This window comes from Caballeronia humi (assembly GCF_001544475.1).
GTDB lineage: Bacteria > Pseudomonadota > Gammaproteobacteria > Burkholderiales > Burkholderiaceae > Caballeronia > Caballeronia humi.
On sequence record NZ_FCNW02000015.1, the window covers coordinates 114,523 to 132,906 of the forward strand.

The 18,384-nt window shown below is 64.5% G+C and carries 15 protein-coding genes and 1 pseudogene; 9 read left to right on the top strand and 7 right to left on the bottom strand.

Going from position 1 to position 18,384, the window contains the following annotated elements; all coding sequences use genetic code 11:
- The first annotated feature begins 502 nt into the window (after positions 1-502).
- On the top strand, positions 503-1,156 hold the full coding sequence (locus AWB65_RS16230; RefSeq protein ID WP_087668125.1) for a DsbA family oxidoreductase: 654 nt from the start codon (positions 503-505) through the stop codon (positions 1,154-1,156).
- A 167-nt stretch (positions 1,157-1,323) separates the two neighbouring features.
- Here AWB65_RS16230 and phaZ read toward each other — a convergent pair whose 3' ends face one another.
- From phaZ to AWB65_RS16270, 7 genes are all read right to left on the bottom strand, one after another.
- On the bottom strand, positions 1,324-2,148 hold the full coding sequence (gene phaZ, locus AWB65_RS16235; RefSeq protein WP_087668126.1) for a poly(3-hydroxyalkanoate) depolymerase: 825 nt from the start codon (positions 2,146-2,148) through the stop codon (positions 1,324-1,326).
- Between the two features lie 47 nt (positions 2,149-2,195).
- On the bottom strand, positions 2,196-3,902 hold the full coding sequence (locus AWB65_RS16240) for an alpha/beta fold hydrolase (RefSeq protein WP_200821729.1): 1,707 nt from the start codon (positions 3,900-3,902) through the stop codon (positions 2,196-2,198).
- Between the two features lie 40 nt (positions 3,903-3,942).
- Positions 3,943-4,407 carry a MaoC family dehydratase gene (locus AWB65_RS16245; protein WP_087668128.1) on the bottom strand — a complete coding sequence of 155 codons (465 nt, stop codon included), beginning with the start codon at positions 4,405-4,407 and terminating at the stop codon, positions 3,943-3,945.
- Positions 4,404-6,080 carry a fatty acid--CoA ligase gene (locus AWB65_RS16250; RefSeq protein WP_087668129.1) on the bottom strand — a complete coding sequence of 559 codons (1,677 nt, stop codon included), beginning with the start codon at positions 6,078-6,080 and terminating at the stop codon, positions 4,404-4,406. Before AWB65_RS16250 ends, AWB65_RS16245 begins: the two co-directional genes overlap by 4 nt.
- Before the next feature lie 97 nt (positions 6,081-6,177).
- Entirely contained in the window at positions 6,178-6,552 is a 375-nt protein-coding gene (locus tag AWB65_RS16255) for a BON domain-containing protein (protein WP_087668130.1), read from the bottom strand.
- Between the two features lie 76 nt (positions 6,553-6,628).
- Complete coding sequence (locus tag AWB65_RS16260) at positions 6,629-7,774, bottom strand: porin (protein WP_087668131.1); 1,146 nt, start codon at positions 7,772-7,774, stop codon at positions 6,629-6,631.
- A gap of 409 nt (positions 7,775-8,183) precedes the next feature.
- Positions 8,184-10,868 carry a helix-turn-helix transcriptional regulator gene (locus AWB65_RS16270; RefSeq protein WP_087668133.1) on the bottom strand — a complete coding sequence of 895 codons (2,685 nt, stop codon included), beginning with the start codon at positions 10,866-10,868 and terminating at the stop codon, positions 8,184-8,186.
- Positions 10,869-11,097: 229 nt separating this feature from the next.
- Here AWB65_RS16270 and AWB65_RS16275 point away from each other — a divergent pair, with 229 nt between their 5' ends.
- The 8 genes and pseudogenes from AWB65_RS16275 to AWB65_RS16310 form a co-directional block, all read left to right on the top strand.
- Entirely contained in the window at positions 11,098-12,009 is a 912-nt protein-coding gene (locus AWB65_RS16275; RefSeq protein ID WP_087668134.1) for a universal stress protein, read from the top strand.
- A 43-nt stretch (positions 12,010-12,052) separates the two neighbouring features.
- Entirely contained in the window at positions 12,053-13,045 is a 993-nt protein-coding gene (locus AWB65_RS16280) for a quinone oxidoreductase family protein (RefSeq protein WP_087668135.1), read from the top strand.
- Positions 13,045-13,893 carry a TauD/TfdA dioxygenase family protein gene (locus AWB65_RS16285; protein WP_087668136.1) on the top strand — a complete coding sequence of 283 codons (849 nt, stop codon included), beginning with the start codon at positions 13,045-13,047 and terminating at the stop codon, positions 13,891-13,893. Before AWB65_RS16280 ends, AWB65_RS16285 begins: the two co-directional genes overlap by 1 nt.
- Before the next feature lie 57 nt (positions 13,894-13,950).
- Positions 13,951-15,006 carry a beta-keto acid cleavage family enzyme gene (locus tag AWB65_RS16290; protein WP_087668137.1) on the top strand — a complete coding sequence of 352 codons (1,056 nt, stop codon included), beginning with the start codon at positions 13,951-13,953 and terminating at the stop codon, positions 15,004-15,006.
- Positions 15,007-15,160: 154 nt separating this feature from the next.
- The gene (locus AWB65_RS16295; RefSeq protein WP_235007647.1) at positions 15,161-16,486 is read left to right on the top strand and encodes an MFS transporter; all 1,326 of its coding nucleotides are present in this window, start codon (positions 15,161-15,163) and stop codon (positions 16,484-16,486) included.
- Positions 16,487-16,508: 22 nt separating this feature from the next.
- Positions 16,509-17,069 carry an RBBP9/YdeN family alpha/beta hydrolase gene (locus AWB65_RS16300; protein WP_087668139.1) on the top strand — a complete coding sequence of 187 codons (561 nt, stop codon included), beginning with the start codon at positions 16,509-16,511 and terminating at the stop codon, positions 17,067-17,069.
- A gap of 731 nt (positions 17,070-17,800) precedes the next feature.
- Positions 17,801-18,112 carry a Rieske (2Fe-2S) protein gene (locus tag AWB65_RS16305; protein WP_087668140.1) on the top strand — a complete coding sequence of 104 codons (312 nt, stop codon included), beginning with the start codon at positions 17,801-17,803 and terminating at the stop codon, positions 18,110-18,112.
- 136 nt (positions 18,113-18,248) lie between these two features.
- Positions 18,249-18,384 (top strand): annotated as a pseudogene (locus AWB65_RS16310) (electron transfer flavoprotein subunit beta/FixA family protein); the annotation flags it as partial.

Genomic DNA, 18,384 nt, shown 5'->3' on the forward strand with positions numbered 1-18,384 from the left:
AACCCAGCACCTAGACTAGGTGCCAGGTGCGAGCCAGCACAGCGTGTCATACACGACGAGAGTTTTCGTGGAAGGCCGCGCCGAGCTCGTTGGACGCATTCCGATGGGAGTGCGTGCAAGCGTTTAAGCCGTGTCGAAGGAGCATGGAATGAATTCCCGCGAGAGGTCTCTGCACGCATTAGTCGACAAATGGATTGGCGATGTATCCATTCGCGTTACGCACAGAGGTCGGACTGGTGCAAATGGGCAGCGTTATGCCCATGTCGAGGTCATGGGGCTGCGCCGCACATTGGGTATCTACTTTTTCCGCGACACAGACGGTTCATGGGGCGTCTACCCTTCGAATCGATGGCGCGTCGAACACGCATAGGCCTGTCGCAGGTTCTCCTGTGTCGGCATTCGTATCGACAGGCGCGAGCTTAGCGCTGACCGGTCACCGATCAAAAGGCATCTTTATGAATGACTATTACCGGCCCCTAAACCGTATAAACCGGATGACGCGGTGCCGTCGCTCACGATCGAGGTCTTCTTCGACTTTGTCTGTCCGTGGTGCCTCATCGGCACGCACCACTTGCGTACGGCCATGAGCCGGCTTGCCGAGTTGCGCAAGGACGTCGAGGTGAACGTGTCGTGGCGCGGGCATCAGCTCCTGCCCGGCACACCGAAGGAAGGCGTGCCTTACCACGCCTTCTATCTGGCGCGGCTCGGCAGCGCAGGGGCGGTCGCTGCACGGCGCACGAAGGTGCAGCAAGCGGGCGATGCAGCAGGCATCGCGTTCGCCTTCAATCGGATCAATGTGCTGCCCAACACGGCCGCGGCCCAGCGTCTCGTCGCCGCAACCGCCGAGCGCGGCACCCCAGGGCAAGCGGCAGCATTGGTCGACCGGCTGTTCACCGCCTATTTCATCGAGGGCGAGAATATCGGCGAAGTGCGCGTGCTCGAGCGCGCAGCGTTGGCGTGCGGAGTGCAGTTCGGGACAATTTTCGAGCGACTGTCGGCTACTGGAGACTCGCACGATTCACGCGGACGGCCCAGTCATACGGACTACGCAATCAGCGGCGTCCCGTTCTTTGCGTTCAACGGCTCGCACGGACTGTCCGGCGCGCAGCGGCCTGAAGTCATGCTGACAGCCATGCTGGCGGCAATTCGGGGATGAGTGTGAATTGCCGCGCCAGGTTTGCGTGGCACTGGGGAAACGCAAGCTGCGCTTCCATCGACGGCCGAAGCATCGTTCACTTCCACATCGCAGGCACGCTTCACGCCATTGATGGCTGGTCGCGAATGGACCAGGCCCGCCCAAGACAAAAGCGCCCGGCACAACGCTCAAACCAAAAATTCCCGCACCACGTGCGCCATCTCCCCCGCGCGCGTGACGACAAAGAGATGCCCATCGTTCACCACATGCAGCGTTGACTGGCGGATACGCGCGGCGAGAATCTTCGCGTTGGCGAGCGGCACGATCGGGTCGTCGTCGCCATGCATGACGAGCGTCGGCTGACGCAGACTCCCGAGCCACGGCAGGCTGCTCCAGCCCCAGGCCGCGAGCAACTGGTAAACGTAGCCGCGCCCGCCCGGCGCCTGGATGTGACGGCTGTGCTCCCTGAGCAATTCGGGATCGCGCCGGTATGCGCCGCCATAGAGATCGGCGCCGATCCGCTCAAGATACGCCGGATCGAGATAGCGCCGCGGGCCGATCATCTTCGAGAGCACGGAAAGTTTCGCCGGCACCATGATGACGCCGGGCGACGTTGCGGCCAGCACGAGCCGGCGGCAACGCAACGGATACAGGTGCGCGAACTGCTGCGCGAGCGCCCCTCCCCACGAAACACCGAGCGCATCGACGGGACCCGCATGGCCGAGCTTCGTGAGAAGCCGGTCGGTCATCGCGGCAAGCGCCGAGAAGCGATACGGCATGAGCGGCACAGGCGAGCCGCCGACGCCGGGTACATCGAAGACGATGACCTCGACGCCGCCCAGCGCCTCGACGAATGGTTCGAGCAATTCCAGATTGGCCCCGATGCCGTTGAAGACGACGAGCGGCGGCGCAGCGTCGTCGCCGCCGCGCCGGATACCCACACGCAGCCGTTGACCGTCTACATCGACTGTCTTTATTTCCATGTTACCGGTGACCTCAGGATTGGCGTGCATTGTTTTTCTCGCTGGATGAGTGACAGCCTGGCGCTAGCACGAGTGTGTCAACAATCGAGGACATAGGTCCCCGGCGCGTCGGCCAGGCGCTTATGGCGCCGGCTGCCGGGCGCCTTCGGCGCGGCCCGCTTTGCGCCGGAGCGGGCGGCGAGCCACTCGCGCCAGTCGTTCCACCATGAGTCCGCCTCGGCGCGGGCCTCTGCGAGCCAGTCGTCCGCGTGCTCGGGGAACGCCGGGTTCACGAAGAACTTCGCCTTTGGATTGCCGGGCGGATTGATGAGACTCTGGATATGGCCGCTGGAACTGAGCACGAAGCGCGTGTCGCCCCCAAACAGGCGCGCCGCGTCATAGACGCCCTTCCACGGCGTGATGTGATCGGTGATGCCCGCCATCACGTACTTGTCGCACGTCACCTCACCGAGGTCGATCGGCGTGCCGAGCACGGTGAGCGCACGCGGCCGGCCGAAGAGATCGCCCGTGAAGATATCGAGCAACTGCCCGTGCATGCGCGCGGGCAGCCGCGTCGTGTCATTGTTCCAGTACAGGACGTCGAAAGCCGGGGGCGCGTTGCCGCACAGATAATTGTTTACCCAGTAGTTCCACACGAGGTCGTTGGGGCGCATCCACGCGAACACGCGGCCCATCTCCTCGCCCGCGAGCACGCCCTTCGCCGCGCTGGCGCGCCGCGCCGCCGTAACCGCCTCGGGCGTGGCGAACAGGCCCAACTGCGAGTCGGTCGTGCTGTCGAGCACCGCCACCATGAGCGTCGCGGCGTTCACGCGATGCTCGCCGCGCGCAGCGAGATGCCCGAGCAACGCGGCAATCGTCATCGCGCCCGAACACGCGCCGTGCAGGTTCACGTCCTCGCTGCCGGTGATCTCGCGCACCGCCGTGATGGCCTCGATGAGCGCGGCTACATAAGTGTCCATGTCCCAGTCGCGCTGATCGGCGCTCGGGTTGCGCCAGCTCACGGCGAACACCTGGAACTCGCTGTTCAGCAGAAACTCGACGATACTTTTGCCCTTGGAAAGATCGAACACGTAAAACTTGTTGATCTGCGGTGGCACGATCAGGTGCGCACGCGCATGGACCTTCGACGTGACCGGCGCGTACTGAATGAGTTCGAGCACCTCGTTGCGAAACACGACGGCGCCCGGGGTCGTCGCCAGGTTTCTGCCAACCTGAAAAGCGCTCTTGTCGACCTGGGCCGGCATGCCGTGATTGGTGAGAGCGTCGGCGAGCAGGTTCTTCAGCCCCGCGACGAGGCTCGCGCCGCCGGACTCGGCGACCTTCCTGAGCGCCGCCGGATTGCCTGCGAGCGTGTTGGTCGGCGAGAGCGCGTCGGCGACGAGCGTAAGCGCAAACCGCGCCCGCTCACGGCTTTTCGCGTCGAGCGTGGAGCGCTCGACAAAGCCCGCGAGCGCGTTGCGCCACGCGAGATAGCCTTGCAGCGTCGCGCGATAGAGCGTGTCCTCGCGCCACGCGGCGTCGGTGAAGCGCTTGTCGCCTTGCGGCGGTGTCATTTCTGCGTGGCCGGTGAGGACCGTCATCAGGTCGCGGGCGAGCGCCGCCTCCTGCTGCAGGAGCAGCGTCGGATGCGTCAAAGCCTGCATGGCGATCTGCTGCACAGTAGCGAGCATGTCGCACACGCGCAGGCCGACGAACGGGTTCGGGGCACTCGTGACCTCGGCGGCGCGCCGCGCGCGGTCCTCCGCCTCGGCGCTGCGCGGCGAGTCATTCAGGGTTGCTGTCATCTGCATCTTTCAGGTTGGTTCATGGCGCGTGCCGCAGCCTTTACGTCACCAGCATCACGAGCGTTTGCGCGACCAGCGCGGGCTTGTCCTCGCCCTCGATCTGCAACTCGTTGCCGGTCTTCAGGATGACCCGCCCGCCGCCCTTTCGCTCGATCGACTCCAGCACCACGCGGCTTCGCACGCGCACCCCGGTTTTCACCGGCGTCATGAAGCGGACCTTGTCGAGCCCATAGTTCAGCCCTGCCTTTGCATCGGCGGGAATGAGCCCGATCTCGATCGAAAGCGATGCCAGAAGCGAAAGCGTCAGATACCCGTGCGCGATCGTGCCGCCGTAAGGGCTTTCGCGTTTTGCACGCTCCACGTTCACATGGATCCACTGATGGTCGCCGGTGCACTCGGCGAACGCGTCGATGCGCGCCTGATCGATGACGACCCAGTCCGATACACCCAGCTCCCGTCCGACAAATTCATCGAGCGTCGTGACGCCGTATCCTTCAATGCTCATGATGCGGACTCCTCCTGCGCACGCGCAGCGAACTGTTCGCGCAGCCGCTTCTTGTTCAGCTTGCCGACGCTCGTCTTGTCGAGTTGATCGACGATCTTCACGATCTGCGGCACCGCGTACTTCGAGATCCGTCCGGTTTCGCTGAAGGCGAGCACGTGCTGCCTGATGTCGTCTTCCGAGACCGGCACGGCGCACTCGGGCTTGCGCACGACCAGCGCGACGGGGCGTTCGCCCCACTTGTCGTCCTTGATGCCAATCACCGCGACCTCGGCGACGCCCGGGTGTTGCGAGATCAGGCTTTCGATCTCCAGCGACGACACCCACTCACCACCGGACTTGATTACGTCCTTGATGCGGTCGGTGATCTGCAGATAGCTTTTTGCATCGATGCTCGCGATGTCCTGCGTATGCAGATAGCCGCCCTCCCACAGTTGCGCGGATGCCTCCGGATTCTTCACATAGCCCTGCGTAAGCCACGGCGCGCGCACGACGACCTCGCCGCTCGCCCGGCCGTCGTGGGCCACGTTCTGCATGTCCTCGTTCACGATGCGCAGGTCGACAAGCGGCAATGGGAGGCCGGTCTTGCAGCGCAGGCGCAGTTGTTCGTCGGGGTCGAGCGTCTCGCTGCCGGGTTGAAGCTGGGCGAGACTCAGGAGCGGACAGGTCTCCGACATGCCATAGCCCGCGAAGATATCGATACCTCGATCGAGCGCGGCACGCGCGAGCCCCTGAGGCAGGGCGCCCCCGCCGATGATCACTTTCCACCTGCTCAGGTCGACCGTCTTTGCTTCGCTGCAATTGAGCAGCATGTGCAGGATGGTTCCGACGCAATGCGAGAACGTGACGCCTTCGTCGCGCACGAGCTTGACGAGCCGCTCCGGCACGTAGCGGCCCGGATAGACCTGCTTCACGCCCAGCACGGTAGCGATGTAGGGCATGCCCCACGCGTGGACATGAAACATCGGCGTGATCGGCATGTACACGTCGCCGCGATGAAACCGCTGGCCCGATACGGGGCTTGCAAGCGCCGCCATTCCCGTGATCGTGTGCAGAACCAGTTGCCGATGGGAAAAGTAGACGCCCTTCGGCAAACCGGTGGTGCCCGTCGTGTAGAACGTCGTGGCGCGCGTGTTTTCGTCGAAGTCGGGGAAATCGTAGGCGGGCTCGCTCGCGGCGAGCATGCTCTCGTATTCGTCGGCGAACGGGATCGTGTGCGCGCAGGCTTCAGCGTCCATGTCGTCGATGAGGACGAAGGTATGCACCGATTCCAGTTCGCCCCGGATCGCTTCGATCACCGGCAGGAAGTCCCTGTGCACGAGCAGGATCTGCGCGTCCGCATGGTTGATCGTGTAGGCGATTTCCGCAGGCGAGAGCCGTACGTTGACCGTCTGCAGCACGGCGCCCATCATGGGTATCGCGAAATAGGCTTCGAGATAGCGATGGCTGTCCCAGTCCATCACCGCAACGGTGCTGCCGTGTTGTGCGCCGAGCTTCGCAAGGCCGCCGGCCAGGCGCGCGACGCGCTCGCCGAGCGTGCGGTAGGTCATGCGCTCGTCGCCGCGGTAGACGATCTCCTGATCGGGCGTCTGGCTGAGCGGCGTGTGCAGCAAATGCTTGATCAGCAACGGGTAGGCATAAGCCGCCGGCATTGATTCGAGAACTGCGTCCTGCATGTGAATCTCCTTGGTCCGGCGTCTGTTCGCCGGCTAAAACGTTCGGTTCGTCCCGGGGCGCGCGCGCCGTTCCCGGCGACGAAGCGCTTGAATGCGGCTACTGCCCGAACGGTCTTTGAACGGTGAGCTTGTTCTTCACCGAAACGACGCCGGAAACGCCCTTCGCCAGAGCGGCTGCCTTTTCGATCTGCGCCGCTTCCGCCACCGTGCCCGCGAGCGTCACGGCGCCCTCTTTCGCGGTGACGCTGATGTTGCCGGCGTCGATCGACGGGTCCTTTGCCAGCGCGGCGTACACGCTCTTGCGCAGGGCGCGGTTCGCCTGCTTCGACGGCTTCGATGCCGCGCCGCCCGACGCCACCGTCGCCGGTGAGCCCGCTGACGCGCCCGCTCCGGTTGCCTGCGCCCACGCGTTCACGGATGCGAAAACGATCAATGCGGCGCATGCCAGCTTAAGTGCCTTCGTTACGTTCATTTACTTCTCCAGGTGTTGTTGCCAGCGCCTCATCGGCGCCTCTGCGGCTTTGTCACGAGATCTCGCGCAGCGCGGATCAGAAGCTATGCCGCAATCCGATCATCGCGGCAGTGGTCGATGCGCCCGGCGCCACCGGCTGTCCATACACGATCGTCTGGTTCATCGTTCCCTTGTTGATGACGTGGCCGACCTGCGCATACGTCATCGTGCGCTTGGACAAGCTGTATTCCGCGCCCACTGCGAACTCGCTTGAATGGTTAGCTGAATTGTTGTCGTCCTTCAGGTAATAGAAACCTGAAGTGACCTTGAGGGCAGGCGTGAACCGATAGCCGAGGCCAGCCGAATACAGATCGAGATCGGCGCGGCTTGGGTTCGCCGGATTCTTGCCATGCGCATAGGCACCGGACACGGAGAAATCGCGAAACGTGTACTGCGCTCCGAGATAGTAAAAGCGGTTGTTGTTCTGGCCGGTTGCGGGAATGGCAGGGGCCGCCGGAAAGGTCGCAGGGTACGGATTGGCGTCGTGGCCGTTGTAGTACGCCGCGGCCACGTTCAGGCCGTAGTTCGAATACTTCAGCACGGCCGACTCGCGCGTGCCGCCCTGAAAATGGCCGGGAACGCCGCCCGGTGCGTACTCCAGCGCGACCGACGCGCCATAGAACTTCGGCGACTCGTACACGAGCGCGTTGCTGTCGTATAGTGCGCCGATCGGACCGTTCGTGTTGGTTCCGGGCCAGCCGGCTGCCTGGTTCATGCCGAGCCACGCGGTGAGCACGCTGCCGAAGTATTGCGCTCCGCGCACGTCGGTTTCAGCCATTGCGTACACCATCGGCACGATCTGGCGGCCCGCGTTGAACGTGCCAAACGGGCCGGACACGCCTACGGTCGCGAACTGGTTGAATTGCGCGGGAACGCCGGGGGTGTCGGAGAGGCCGAACTTGCCCGTGCCGGTGTCGAACGTGCCCTGCAGACGGAAATTGAGCTTGTATCCGCCGCCCAGGTCCTCGCTGCCCTTGAGGCCCCAGAAGCTGGCGTAGATACCGCCATCCTTGTAGCGGTAGATCTTGCCCAGATTGGGCGCGGTCGGCGAAAACGACGCCGCCGCAGTGCTCTGGTAGAGCAGTCCTGCATCGAGCACGCCGTAAAGCGTCACCGACGATTGCGCATGCGCGGCGGCAGAGGCCAATCCGAGCAATGCGAAGCTGGTAAGTCGAAGGTTCATAGGGTCTCCGGATTGTTATCTTTTCCCCTTTGCGTCTGCGCAATCAGGGAGGTTCACTGCTGTCAATCGATCATTTCGCTTCGGCCTTCCCGCCCGGAATGAATCCGCGCCGGACGCGTCCGGTCAGGCGCGGATTCGCGTCAATGCGACGGCTGCGCGGACGACGTTCGATACAGGAAAGGCCCGCTGTGGACGGATACCCGACGGGCACTTCGACTGCGAGACGGCATGCATGGCGAAGGCCGGCGAGATGATCCAATGCGTCCTGCGCACGCGCCGGAGAGGTGTTCTCGCGAGGCGGGCACCGACGTCGCGTCGGATCATGGACGCCAGAATACGTAAAGAGTCGGGTTGAAACCCCTCCCACGATGGGGGGGCCGCATGGCGGCAGCAGGCGCTGCGCGCTTGCCTAGACGGTGTCTTCGAGCAGGCCGAGCATCAGGGCACGGCGTACCGCGTGCTTTCGCGAACTCGCGTCGAGCTTGCCGAAGAGATTCTTCAGATGCCATTTGACGGTCCCCTCTCCGACCGTCGCCGCGCGCGCGATTTCCTTGTTCGTGAGATTGCGCGCCAGAAGCTCGAGGATTTCGCGCTCCTTCGGCGTGAGGACCACACTCGGGACCGCCCGCGGTCCATTCGTCTGCGCGCGCGCGGATGGCCGCATGATCTGGGGGCTCGCGAACGCACGAGCCGTGCCCTCTTCGCTCAGGCTTTGCGCCCAGTCGGCGAGCGCGGGATGGGCATCGATGAGCGTGCGCTTCGCGTTGAAGGTCTGCGCGAGGTTCTGCGCTTCGAGCAGGAGCGCCCTGCCGTCACCGCCGCTCTGGTGCTCCGCGAACGCGCGCAACATCATGATTTCGATGCGGTAGCGGCCCATCTTCATCGTGTCGGCGAGGCGTTGGGCGAGCGCGAGCCCTTCGAGCGCGTGCTGCCAGTTGCGCGAGGCGATCGCCGCGTCGGCGTGTGCCAGCGCTTGCGGCAACGCCACCAGCTTGTGCCACAGCGGTCCCCGGTCCACCGCGCCCGAGACGATTTCGTCGATGCGCTGGACCAGCGCATCGCACGTCTGTGCACGGTAGCGTCCAGCGTGCATGCGAACCTGCTCGGCAAGGCTCACCACGCACAGACGTGGCAATCGCCGGCTCATGCCGAGCGCATGCATGGCTTCGAGCAGGTCGAGTGCCCGGTGTTCCTTGCCACGCGCGGCGGCAATGCGCGCCGCAGTGCAATAGGCGAGCGCCACGGTCTCCGGGGTAGCGGCGCGCACCAGCATGTCGAGCCGGTTCGCGAGGAGTCCCGCTGCTTCGTCCAGTCGATCACCTTCGTAGGCGATCGCCGCGCAGGTCGCGGCAATCATGCAGGTGAGCGGATGACGCCGGCCCAGGTCCTCCTCGGCGCTCGCCAGCGCTGGCACGAGGATATCTTCGGCGAGGCGCAACTGCCCCTCGTGCAGATAACTGAGTCCGACCATGTGATCGCCCCAGCGGATGACATAGCCGAGCCCCTTGCCGACTTCACCGCGCGGTACGTCATGCTGGAACCGGCGGGCCTGCGCCGGTTCGTCGAACAGCATCGCACGCGCGGCGAGCCGGTTGGCGTGGGCCTGCGCGAGCCACGACGCGCTCGCGGGTGGCGCTTCGGCCCACGGCTCGAACAGCGCCAGGAAACGGTCGGGTTCGTCTGCGTAGTACGCGGCCGCGCTGAGTATCAGCGCGCACTCGTAACGCAGCGTGGCTTCGCTGTCCGACGCGAGGAGAATGCGCTCGACCTGACACCCGGCCTCGTTATGGCGCTCGCCGAGCGCAAGCGCCCACGCGATGGCGAGTCTCAGGCGCGGACGCTGTTCCAGTTCGGCTTCCGGAATGAGCGCGAGCCAATCCAGCGCGGCACTCAGTTGCCCCTCTGTCACGGCATGGTGCAGGCATCGTTCGGCCAGCTCATAGGCATCCTGGTGATGCCCCGCCGCGTGCGCGTGGCGCGCCGCCTCCTCGATCAGGCCGTGCGCGGCGAGCCAGGCAGCCGCGCGCTGGTGCAGTTGCGCGCGTTCGTCCGCGGGCAGGGTTTGCAGGCGCTCCAGAAGCGCATCGCGCACGAGACCTTGCAGGCGGCACCATACGCTGTGCTCGGCGGTGACGAAAAGCGGAGTGTCGTTCACGAGGCGCGCAAGCCGCTCACGGGCGCCGGGATCGGCCGTCAGCGCGATGCACAGATCCGGGTGGAGCACCTCGGTCACGCTCGCGCGAATGAGAAAGTGGTTGTCCTCCGCCGGGAGGTTGGCGACCAGCGTGGTGACGAGATGCTCGCGCAGCCTGCCCGGGCCTGTCGCCGCGTGCTCGATGGCCTGGCGGACATCCGCGGCCCGCGCCATCGCCGACAGCGCGAACTGCAGCCCGAGCGGCCAGCCGTCGGTGATCTCGCAAAGGCGCGCGCAGGCGTCCGCGTCCACCCGGTCGCCGAAGCGGCCCGCGACGAGCGCAATGGTTTCGTCGAGCCGGAAGCGCAGCATCTCGGGCCCGACGAGCACTGCATGCCCGTAAGCGAGCAGATCGAAGACAGCCGTCTCGAGCCCGCGCCGCGCGGCGATAACGATGCGCAGATTCTGCGGAGCGTTATGCAGCAGGTAGGCAAGGACCTGCGCGCCGCTTTCGGGCAGCCGCTCGGCCTCGTCGACGATCACGAGCATATCCAGCGACATCTGCGCGACTTCCGCGAGCCACGCGGTCGCCCCATCGAGCGTGCCCACCGATGCAAGCGCCCCGTCAAGCAGCATGCCGCCGAACGACGGGCGCGCGCACCCTGTTCGCACCGCCAGTTCCAGACCGCGCAAGAGCCGTTGCGCGTCGTCGCGCTCGTCCGCCTGGAACCAGGCGACGGCAATGCCGCGCGCCAGATATTCCCGCCGCCACTGCGCGAGAAGCGAAGTCTTCCCGTAGCCGGCCGGCGCCTGCACGAGCGAAATCTGACGGTCGCGGAAATTCGCGTCGTCCGCGCTGAGCCTCGGCCTCGCGAGGAGATTGAGCGGCGCGCGGGGAGCGATGGTCTTCAGAACGAGTTCGTTGGTCGAACTCTCGGCGCACGCTGACGTGGAGGGCATCGGGAGAAGTCGATCGAGTGTCGCAACCTGCGCGGAGCCGGTCGTAACGCGTATCAAACTCAGAGAATGGTTCGATCGCCCGCGCGCGTCAACCCCTCCCGCCGCGAGAGGGGCGCGAAAGGCACCACTGCCCTACCATTCAAATCAAGCATATTTCCTCACGAGGCAAGACCCATGACAGCCGCGCAACGCACCACAACGCACACATCGATTCTGGCGTGAGGCCCCTGTGTACCGTCATCTTCTCCTTCCCATCGAGCGCGGCGGCGCTTCGGCCGAAGCGCTCGGTCATGTGACCGAACTCGCGCGAACGATCGGCGCCCGCATCACGTTTCTCTGGATGTTGCCTTCCGGGGGCGAGCCCTCCCTTCCTGCCCAGGCAGACGAGGATCGCGCGAACGAAGTGCTGACGATCGCCGAAGCTGCCGCTCTCGCGCAAGGCGTCGCCTGCTCTTGCGCGAAAACGGGCGGGTCGTCGCGTCGCGACATCATCCTGAATGAAGCGCGGCAGCACGGTTGCGATCTGATCTGCCTGACGGCGGCCAGTCCGGACGCAAGCGCCCTCCAGGCCCTCGACATGACCCTCGGAGGCGACATTGCCGTCCTCGTCTGCCCGGTCGATGCTCGGCCCACGGTCGCCCGGTCTATCGGCGCTCTGTTCGACGATTACCACGCAATCAATGACGAACTGAACGCGTGGTCGACCATGTCCGGCATTGCTTGCGGTGAAAGCCGCCGGCCAGGCACGGCGCCGATGCGCGAGAGCGTGGCGCGCCTCTGTGAGCTGCAAAGGCAGCGGCTGCGTCCGAAGCAGCACGGATCGCTGTATCCGAGATTGCGGGAACGCACGTCGGTCATCGACGCGGAACTGGACGAACTCGAGTTCCGGCATCGGCGTGATGACGAACTGCTTGGCGAACTGGCCCGAATCGTCGGACAAGACGATCGATCCGCACCGACGGACCAGACGATCGAGCAAGCGCTGGCCGCTTACGCGAAATCCGTCTGGGAGTGGATGGGACGAGAGCAAGGCGTGGTGCTGCCGGCAGCGCGCCGCTACCTGAGCGATGCCGACTGGACGGCGATCGACACCGAATTCAACGCCACGGGACCGGTCGGCCGGCCCGTGAAGCAAATTTAACCATCGCGCGAACCAATCGTTCACGCGCATGACTGGAGAAACAATGGCACACGCAATTCGATTTCATGAAACGGGCGGACCGGACGTACTGCGATGGGAGGAGGTCGCGGTAGGCGAACCCGGACCGGGACAGGTCCGTCTGCGTCACGAGGCCGTGGGCCTGAATTTTGCGGACACTTACTTCCGCTCCGGCCTCTACCCGGTTCCGCTGCCCGCCGGCATGGGCGTGGAGGCGGCGGGCGTGGTCGTGGCGGTCGGCGCGGGCGTCACGAACGTGAAGGAAGGCGATCGCGTCACCTACACCGGCTTCATCAACACGCTCGGCGCCTACAGTACGGAGCGTATCGTCGCTGCCGCGCCGCTCATCCGGCTGCCGGCCGACATCGGCTGCGCCACCGCCGCCGCCATGACGATGCGCGGCCTGACCGCGTCGTATCTGATGCGCCGCATCCACGCGTTCAAGGCTGGCGATTCGATCCTGCTGCACGCGGCTGCGGGCGGCGTCGGGCTGATCGTGTCGCAGTGGGCGCGGCTTCTGGGAATCACGGTGATCGGCACGGTATCGAGCGAAGCCAAGGCCGAGATTGCCCGTGCGCACGGTTGCGAGCACGTCATCAACTACAGCCATGAGGACGTCGCAAAGCGCGTGCGGGAACTGACCGATGGCACAGGTGTGAATGTCGTGTTCGACAGCGTCGGCAAAGACACCTTCGAAGCATCGCTCGATTCGCTCCGGCGCCGTGGACTGATGGTCTGCGTCGGCACCGCATCGGGTCCGATTCCGCCGTTCAATCCCCAGTTGCTGGCGATGAAGGGCTCGCTCTACCTGACCCGCCCCGCTCTCGCCGACTTCATCGCCGATCCCGCCGAAAAGGATCAACTGGCGAACGAGTTGTTCGGCCATGTTGCGGCTGGCCGCATCCGTATCGAAATCAACCAGCGCTACGCGTTGCAAGACGCAGCGCAGGCGCATCGCGACCTGGAATCGCGCAAGACCACGGGGTCATCCATTTTTGTCGTAGACGGAGACGCATGATGCGTATCGAACCACTCACTTGCGCAATCGGCGCGGAACTCACGGCGGTCAAGCTCGCGGACGCGGTCCACGATGACGGCCTCTTCGCCGAGATCCGCGCGGCGCTCCTCAAGCATCGCGTGCTGTTCCTGCGCGATCAGGACATCACACGCGCAGAGCATGTCGCGTTCGCGCGCCGCTTCGGCGAACTCGAAGATCATCCGGTCGCGGGCAGCGACCCCGAGCATCCGGGACTGGTGCGCATCTACAAGAACCCCGACCAGCCGAACGACCGCTACGAAAACGCATGGCATACCGATGCGACGTGGCGCGCGGCACCCCCGTTCGGCTGCGTGCTGCGCTGTGTCGAGTGTCCGCCCGTCGGAGGAGACACGGTGTGGGCCAACATGGCGCTGGCCTACGAGAACCTGCCCGCGCACGTCAAAGCGCAGATAGCGGACCTGCGTGCGCGCCACAGCATCGAGGCGAGCTTCGGCGCGGCCATGCCCATCGAGAAACGTCTTGCGTTGAAGGCGCAGTTTCCCGATGCGGAGCATCCCGTCGTGCGCACGCATCCCGAGACCGGGGAGAAGGTGCTGTTCGTCAACGCCTTCACGACGCACTTCACGAACTACCACACCGCTGAGCGTGTGCGCTTCGGCCAGGATGCCAATCCGGGCGCGAGCCACCTGCTCAACTACCTGATCAGCCAGGCGTACATCCCCGAGCATCAGGTGCGCTGGCGCTGGCAGAAGAACAGCATCGCCATCTGGGACAACCGGAGCACGCAACACTATGCAGTGATGGACTACCCGCCGTGCCACCGCAAGATGGAACGCGCCGGGATCATCGGCGACGTGCCGTTTTGATGTTCGCGCCGACTTCCGTCATTGAACTCACACTCATTTTCTTAGCTGGAGCAAGACATGCAATTTCTCGATGATTCGCTGCACCCCGAAAACCAGGACAAGGTTGTCATCACCGTCGCCCCGTACGGTCCGGAATGGATGCCCGAAGACTTTCCGGAAGACATTCCGGTGACGATGGATGAACAAATCCAGAAGGCCGTGGATTGTTATAACGCGGGCGCCACCGTGCTTCATCTGCATGTGCGCGAACTGGACGGCAAGGGCTCGAAGCGCCTGTCGAAGTTCAACGAACTGATCGCGGGCGTGCGCGCAGCGGTGCCGGACATGATCATCCAGGTGGGCGGCTCGATCTCGTTCGCCCCGGAAGACGACGGGCAGACGGCCAAGTGGCTGTCCGACGATACGCGTCACATGCTCGCCGAACTCGATCCGAAGCCCGACCAGGTAACGGTGGCGATCAACACCACGCAGATGAACATCATGGAGCTGCTGTACCCGGAATACCTGGAAGGCACCTCGCTCGCCAACCCGATGTTCCAGGCCGCGTATAGCGAAATGACAGTGCCGGCGGGACCCGCGTGGGTGGAGGAGCACCTGCGCCGCCTCCAGGCGGCCGGCATCCAGCCGCACTTCCAGCTGACCGGCATCCATGCGATGGAAACGCTGGAGCGCCTCGTACGCAAGGGCGTGTACACGGGACCGCTGAATCTGACGTGGATCGGCATCGGCGGCGGCTTCGACGGTCCGAACCCGTTCAACTTCTTCAACTTCGTTCACCGGGCCCCGGACGGTTGCACGCTGACGGCCGAGTCGCTGCTGAAGAACGTGTTGCCGTTCAACATGATGGCGATGTCGATGGGCCTGCACCCGCGCTGCGGCATCGAGGACACGATCATCGATCAGCACGGCAACCGCATGACGTCGGTGCAGCAGATCGAGCAATGCGTGCGGGTGGCGCGCGAACTGGGCCGCGAGATCGCGAGTGGCAAGGAGGCGCGCGAGATCTACAAGATCGGCGTTCAATACAAGGACGCAGACGAAACGCTCGCGCAACTCGGCATGCTCCCGAACCGCAAGCCGGGCCGGGTCAGCAGCGCCTTGCGCGCCGCCTGACATCGAGGGCGCGGCGCGCGGCGCCGGTCCACGTTCACGTTAATACTCAAAGGCGCGGGCGGGAGATTCCGATCTTCCGCCTGAAATAACAAATGGCCGCTGCGCATTCGGGCGCATGACGAGAGCCGTACGCCGAACATCGGAGGAGACTATTTTGGAACTTCATTGTGTAAAGCCAGCCGAGGGCGACTTCGCGGCCGCTCCCGCCGTTTCGCGCAAGTATGCGTGGATCGTCTTCGCGCTGACCTTTGGATTGCTGCTGTCGGACTACATGTCGCGACAGGTGTTGAATGCGGTCTTTCCCCTGCTGAAAAGCGCGTGGGGTCTTTCCGATACCCAGTTGGGTTCGCTGAGCGGCGTGGTGGCGCTGATGGTCGGCGTGCTGACCTTTCCACTCTCCGTGCTCGCCGACCGCTGGGGCCGCGTGCGCAGCCTGATTCTGATGGCAGCGCTCTGGAGCGTCGCCACGCTTGGCTGCGCATTCGCGACCAGCTACGGTGAAATGCTGGTCGCGCGGGCTTTCGTGGGGCTCGGCGAGGCGGCTTACGGAAGCGTCGGCATCGCGCTGATACTCAGCATTTTTCCGCTGCATCTGCGCTCGACGCTCACTGGCGCATTCATGGCCGGCGGCGCGTTCGGCTCGGTGCTCGGGATGGCGCTCGGCGGCTTTGTCGCGGTGCACTTCGGATGGCGTGCGTCATTCGGCGCGATGGCGTGCTTCGGCATCGTGCTGGTGGCGGCGTACCGGCTCGTCGTATCGGAGAAACGCCTCGTGGCGCGGCATGCGGACGGAAGCGCGGCGGAGTCGAATCCGCGCGACGTGATCACGAGCTTCCGCGCGCTCGTGGCAGGACTGTTCTCAACGATCTCGGTCGTGTGCGCCTACGTCGGCAGCGGATTGCAGCTTTTCATCATGGGCGCGGTGATCGCCTGGATGCCGAGCTTTCTCAACCGCTACTACGGCCTGCCCGCGGACAAGGCCGCTGCGGGCGCCGCCGTGTTCGTGCTGCTGGGCGGCGTAGGCATGGTCGCATGCGGCATCGTGACGGACCGGGTCTGCCGGACCATGCCGTCACGCAAATGGATGACGGCGATCGCCTATTGCCTGATCTCGTTCACGTTGCTCTCGATCGGCTTCCGGCTGGACACGGGCGCGTTGCAGCTCGTGCTGCTGGGCGCAGGCATTCTCGTCGTGGCAGGCACCTCCGGTCCGGCGGGCGCGATGGTGGCGAACCTCACGCCTGCATCGATCCATGCGTCGGCATTCGCCACCCTGACGCTCGCGAACAACCTGCTCGGCCTTGCACCCGGTCCGCTCGTCACCGGCTTCATTGCGGATCGCGTGGGTCTTCTGGGCGCGTTGCAGGTGATCCCGCTGGTGAGCCTTGCCGCTACGGTCGCCTTCGCGATCGGCAGGTCGAGATATACGCGCGACCTGCGCCGCATCGACGCGCTGCGCGGCATCGCGGCAAAAGAATGACACTTCACACGGAACACAATCCATGACGTCCAACCCTACGCCTACTGTGCTGATCGTGCCCGGACTGCGCGATCACGTCGCAGACCATTGGCAGACATGGCTCGAACGCAAGCTGCCGAATGCGCGCTCGGTGCCTCCGCTCGAACGCGACAAGCTGAGCCGCGCGGCCCGCGTCGCCGCGCTCGATGCGGAACTGGCAAAGATCGATGGGCCCGTCGTCCTCGTCGCGCATAGCGCCGGGGTCATGATCACCGTGCATTGGGCGCAGCTTCATCGCAGGAAGATCAAGGGCGCATTGCTCGCGACGCCACCCGATTTCGACGCTCCGATGCCGGAAGGCTACCCGGCCATCGACACCCTGCGCGAGCACGGCTGGATGCCGACACCGCTCACACGCCTGCCGTTTCCCAGCATCGTCGCGGCGAGCACGAACGATCCGCTTGCGCGGACTGAACGCGTCGCGGAACTGGCGCGGGCGTGGGGCAGCAAGCTCGTCGATGTCGGCGCCGTAGGTCATCTGAATCCCGCGTCCGGGCACGGCGAGTGGCCGCGCGCCGAGGAACTGGTGGCCGAGCTGAGTTGATCCTCGAACGCCCCGACTGAAACCCAACCTGGCCGGCATTGCCAAGGACGCCGGCACCTACACCCTGTACAGGAAACCCAAAGATGTCTAGCTACGTACATAGCAACGCCTCAGCGGATAACGCTAAAACCATTGAACACCGGCCTGATCAAGTCGCGGGCCACCGGGAATCGTCGGCATCGGCCGTGCGGAGCTGGGCGTGGGCGAGAACCAGCGGAGTCTACGACTGGATGGACGCACATACCCCCTGCGACGATCTGGACTCTTGGCGTTAAACGAAAGTAACGACGAGCAGCGCGAAGGCCATCCAGCACTCCCTCACCCTGTTGATGAACGCCATTGGCCGGACACCGCCGTGTGCCGGCTGCTGGCGGACGAGCGCGACGGCGCTCGCCGCACGAAGCAATCACCTGTGTGTATCGCCCCCCCCCGCCGCGAGAGGGTTGCATGAAGCGTCCCTGCCTTACGATGCAAGGGCTTTCACGCAAATACCGAATCCCGCAAAGGGTGCCGTGTATCGACATCTGCTCGATCCCGTCCAGCGTACCGATACCCGCATCGAAGCGATCAGCCTTGCGCGGCAGTTCACTGCAGGCCATCGGCGCGCGCAGGACGTTCCTGCGCCTGCTGTCTGGCTGCGAGCGCAGCGATGTGCGGGCGAAAGCCAGAGCGGGCGCATGCGCAGGATTGCGCGTCATGTTCGGATAGATGCACAGTCAAGGAATGGAGAAATGACGCGAAACATCCCGATCTGCCGCGCTGACGCCCTTGAGACCGGCTCACGCATGCTGGCATTTGTCGAAGGACGCAGCATCGTGCTGTTCAATATTCAAGGTGTCGTTCACGCAATCGACAACACATGCCCGCACAACGGCGCAGCGCTCGCGAGCGGCCGCCTTGACGGACATGTCTTGCAATGTCCGGCGCACGGTTTGCGCTTTGACCTCGTGTCGGGGTGTCTCGTCGGCGCGAAGGGTTTGTGCCTGAACAAGCTATCCGTCGAGACTATCGACGGCAACCTGGTAGCGCAAATCGACGAATGACCGATGCAGCGAATGGCTTCGCAGCCGTCCGCAGGGAGGGGAATGTCGGTGCCTCTTGCAGGGGTCGATTCGGTGAGACGATCGCCCCTTCTCCCAAAAAGCGCTGCCCTAGATGTGTATGAGATAGGAGTTTCAATTGAAAATATTAGTATGTGTCAAACGTGTGGTCGACTACAACGTGAAAGTGCGCGTGAAATCGGACGGCAGCGGCGTCGATATCGCGAACGTGAAGATGTCGATGAACCCGTTCGATGAGATTGCTGTCGAGGAAG